At 53.1% G+C, this 3,756-nt stretch carries 5 protein-coding genes and 1 pseudogene; all 6 read left to right on the forward strand.

All coding sequences use genetic code 11. The features are described from left to right. The first annotated feature begins 103 nt into the window (after positions 1 to 103). The gene (gene arsN2, locus EV688_RS17165; RefSeq protein WP_117319731.1) at positions 104 to 568 is read left to right on the forward strand and encodes an arsenic resistance N-acetyltransferase ArsN2; all 465 of its coding nucleotides are present in this window, start codon (positions 104 to 106) and stop codon (positions 566 to 568) included. A gap of 15 nt (positions 569 to 583) precedes the next feature. Next, complete coding sequence (locus EV688_RS17170; RefSeq protein WP_117319730.1) at positions 584 to 1,000, forward strand: GNAT family N-acetyltransferase; 417 nt, start codon at positions 584 to 586, stop codon at positions 998 to 1,000. A 101-nt stretch (positions 1,001 to 1,101) separates the two neighbouring features. After that, positions 1,102 to 1,440 carry a DUF2834 domain-containing protein gene (locus tag EV688_RS17175; protein WP_117319729.1) on the forward strand — a complete coding sequence of 113 codons (339 nt, stop codon included), beginning with the start codon at positions 1,102 to 1,104 and terminating at the stop codon, positions 1,438 to 1,440. A gap of 103 nt (positions 1,441 to 1,543) precedes the next feature. Continuing rightward, positions 1,544 to 1,750, forward strand: coding sequence for a DUF6429 family protein (locus EV688_RS17180; protein WP_117319728.1), 207 nt, complete (start codon positions 1,544 to 1,546; stop codon positions 1,748 to 1,750). A 692-nt stretch (positions 1,751 to 2,442) separates the two neighbouring features. Further along, positions 2,443 to 3,330: an alpha/beta fold hydrolase gene (locus EV688_RS17190; RefSeq protein WP_205686749.1), complete on the forward strand. Its 888-nt coding sequence runs from the start codon at positions 2,443 to 2,445 to the stop codon at positions 3,328 to 3,330. 124 nt (positions 3,331 to 3,454) lie between these two features. Beyond that, positions 3,455 to 3,756, forward strand: a pseudogene (locus EV688_RS17195) (hypothetical protein); the annotation flags it as partial.

The raw sequence follows: 3,756 nt of genomic DNA on the forward strand, positions 1-3,756 counted from the left end.
TTACGAAGTTTGCCATCATTGCGCCCCGATCACTGCACGTGACATGGATTATCCCACGTCGATACTATTCGGTTAAGTCCGACAGGCTGCTAGGGAAGGTTTCATGGAACAAGTAGCCTATAGCCAAGACATAGATGCTCTCCTGGTTGCTTGTGACCTGCCAATTGATGATTTGCGAGATAATAATAACGTTTGTTTCTTTGGCTTGCGTCATGAAAGCGGGCTTATGGGTGTCATAGGGATTGAGGTGTGCGGTGATTTCGGTCTTCTTCGCTCGTTCGCGATTTCTGCAGCAAATAGAGGCAATGGTCTTGGCCAAAAACTCGTAGCATTTTCTGAAGAATGGGCAACTCGCTCCAACATAAAAGCGCTCTATCTTCTTACAACCACGGCTGACACGTTTTTTGAGCGGTTGGGCTATGAGGAGCTATCTCGCTCGGAGGCTCCGAGAAACATCGCCGAGACATCACAATTTGCAGGACTATGCCCGGACTCATCCACCTTCATGTGTAAAGCGCTTGGATCTAACCACGCATTGCACCGGACGAGCCGGAGAGCGCGGCGTTAATTGCCGGGGAGAGGTATGGCTATCAGCTTCAAGGTGAATCATCCCATTACCGCTGACCAGTTCATCGGTTTGCTGGAGAGTTCTACTCTCGGGGAGCGTCGGCCAATTCACGATCGCGATTGTATGGAGGGGGTGGTTTCCAACTCCAATCTCATTGTGAGCGCCTGGGACAATTCTGTACTTGTCGGTATTGCCCGCAGTGTCACTGACTTTCACTATGCTTGCTACCTGTCGGATCTGGCGGTTCATGGAAATTATCAGAGGTCAGGCATAGGTAAGCGATTGCAGGCTTTGACTCAAGAGCACCTGGGCCCGCTCTGCAAATTGATACTCATCGCCGCACCGGCAGCCAACTCTTACTATGGTGAGATTGGCTACACGCACAATGACCGCTGTTGGGTTCTGGACCCGGGGGCTACCATTGGCGATTAACAAGGCCGGGCGCGCGACGTCTGCTGCATTGCGGCTTCGCTTCCATTCCGTAGTCGAGCATGCTGACTGGCGTTATGCCTCGCAACAGAGAGAATGGCTAAATGTCTGAATCAGTCTTTAAGGCCATATTGGCTCTCGCAGCTCTTTTCTTCACGGGCTTCTTTGCTTTGATTGTCGTCCCTCCGCTTATCGAGAATCCTGATATATGGGGCGCGTTCGCGGCTGGGTTTGTGAACCCGTATTCCAGCGGTTATTCGACGGATGTCCTTGTTTGCTGGACGATTCTTGCGGCCTGGGTGTTTTATGAAGCGAAGAAATACTCGGTTCGGAAGGGGTGGGTTTGTCTGCTGCTCGGCATTGTGCCGGGAGTCGCGGTGGGGTTTGCTCTGTATTTGCTGCTTCGCGGCAGGCAAATCCGGGAGGTCAGACGGGATGCATAAGAGGCCGAGCAAGCACGTGACGGCCTGCGGCATCCACCGGACGTCCCTGCCCGTATGCGGCTTAACTCAGGCGTCAGGACGTTGCATCATGAAATGGTGAGCCATGGAAATTGATGAAGAGGAAATCGACGAGGCCGTACTGGCGCGGCTGTACCTGACATTGCATGATGGTGGTAGAGCATGGAAATCCTTTGATTGGGATGCCATGAACCGGCTTCACGAAAAGGGGTTCATTGAGAGCCCGGTTGGAAAGGCAAAGTCTGTCCTGTTCACTGAGGACGGCCTCAAGGCGTCAGAGCGCCTGTTTTAGAAACTTTTTGCCAAGAATCCTTGATCGTGGGAGTCGCCGCTCGGCACATCGTTGGCGGCCTGCATGACGCCGTTGAGGACGATGCTGACGGGTCTGCATAGCTCACTGTCGATGATGTTCGCAGTCGCGCAGACTATTGTCGTAAAGCCGAGCCAAACTAGCCCGAGGAGCGTGGATGCCAAACTCAACCTTGCAGGTATTGATCAGAGGGGGACTTGTTGTTGGCCTTCTGGCGAGCATTGCGCATCTTCTATGGGAGTACACTCATGGTGGGGTTCAGAGCCACCACCTTCTTGCACGGCCTGATCTGCCAGGCGCCTCCAACTGGTGGGGACTGATAATTCTTCCCATCCTTGGCTGGTTGGCATCCAGAAACGCCACCCGTGGTGCAGCGCTAAACGAGGGAGCTGCCACAAGGTCAGTTTCACGTTGTCTCGGCGCTCTACTCGTGGGCCTGGTGCTCTCGTTTTCCTTTGCGGCGGGGTTTGAATCAGTCGCGACTGGCACCTTCCTGGCCTCACTGGCCGTCGGATTGATTCTTCCGATTTACCGTGCCGAGTATATTTTCGGTTTCGTGTTGGGTATGACGTTCGTACTTGGCGCGGTGCTTCCGACCATTGCTGCGCTTGTGGGTGCTGGCATCTCGGCTATTGTGCACTTTGTCATACGCCCGATAATGGCTCGCGTATTCCATGCTGGCCGGACCTGAGAGTCCACCACAGCCAGCGGCGCTGCGCTGCTCCATCACGGTGTTAATGTTTCAAGGAGAAACCTTGAGGTTCCTATCGTTAATCGTTATCGCATTCTCTTTTGCTGTGGCGGCTCAACCTGCACTGATCAACGTCAATGAATTTGAACTTGCGTATGAAGTTGCCGGTAGCGGCCGGCACATCGTGCTTCTGGAGGCCGGCGGTAATGCTGGAATGTCTGACTGGGGGCCAGTCTTCAACCGAATGGCAGAGCATGCAACCGTCATTCGCTATTCCAGGGTTGGCAATGGAGAATCCACGGCTATTGAGCGACATTTCACGTCACGTGATTACGCAGATTACGCCAGTGAACTTTTAATTCGACTGGATATTCAGGAACCTGTGATTGTCGTTGCCTATTCCTATGGAGGCAGTGTTGCAAGAGATTTCGCCGCGGCTTACCCGGAGCAGATAAAAGCCCTCTTGATGCTGGATCCGTCGTCTGAGCATCATGTCGATATCTTGCGCGCCATTGATCTGGAAAAAGGCAATCGACAGATTGCTGAAATAAAACAAGACGATATGAAAAATGGCATGTCAAACCAGTACCTCGATTTCTGGAGCAAAAGACCGCTGCCCGATTATCCGCAGATCCGCGACATACCGGTCACGGTAATCGCTTCTGTAAAAAGAGCAGAGATGTCAGAAAATTTGTTTTTCACCGACCAGGGCAGAAGACTGTGGGGTGAACTGTGGCAAAGCTGGGCAGGCGATTTCCCGCAGGGTAAATCTGTGTTGACAAGAAAAAGTGGGCATCTTGTACACGTCGATGAGCCAGAATTGGTTTTGGATGAGCTTCTGGCATTGATGAACAAGCTGGAAAGAGACTAGTGGGCCACGCTAGCGCTGGCCGGCAGGGAGGAGGGGCCGACCAGAAGCATTGCGGACTTCCAACTCATGACACTAGCCACGCATTTATCAGCTACGGCACGCCAATCGCGAGGAAGTCTGAAGCATGACGCAATCACCTGAACACTTCGTGCCGAGCGGGTTCACGGTTCCCGCACAGCTCGAGACAGATGAGTTCAGAATTCGAACACTCACCGTCAACGATGTTGTGAAGGATTACGACGCTGTGATGTCCAGCGTTGATCACCTGCGGACGATCTCGCCGGATGATGGCTGGCCGGAAAATCTGACGCTGGAGCAGAACCTTATCGACCCCCTCTGCGTCAAGATAGTTGCCGCCTCCCTTACAATGGAGGCAGAGGGCAACGAGGTGACGCATGGCACGTTACAGCAAGACATTCAAAGCTC

Origin of the sequence: Chromatocurvus halotolerans (genome assembly GCF_004340525.1) — a bacterium.
GTDB classification, from domain to species: Bacteria; Pseudomonadota; Gammaproteobacteria; order Pseudomonadales; family Halieaceae; genus Chromatocurvus; species Chromatocurvus halotolerans.

Bases quoted from the DNA above. Each gene is read 5' to 3' on its own strand.
- EV688_RS17190 (WP_205686749.1), top strand. From the start codon at position 2,443: ATGCTGGCCGGACCTGAGAGTCCACCACAGCCAGCGGCGCTGCGCTGC.
- EV688_RS17170 (WP_117319730.1), top strand. From the start codon at position 584: ATGGCTATCAGCTTCAAGGTGAATCATCCCATTACCGCTGACCAGTTC.
- EV688_RS17180 (WP_117319728.1), top strand. From the start codon at position 1,544: ATGGAAATTGATGAAGAGGAAATCGACGAGGCCGTACTGGCGCGGCTG.
- arsN2 (WP_117319731.1), top strand. From the start codon at position 104: ATGGAACAAGTAGCCTATAGCCAAGACATAGATGCTCTCCTGGTTGCT.
- EV688_RS17175 (WP_117319729.1), top strand. From the start codon at position 1,102: ATGTCTGAATCAGTCTTTAAGGCCATATTGGCTCTCGCAGCTCTTTTC.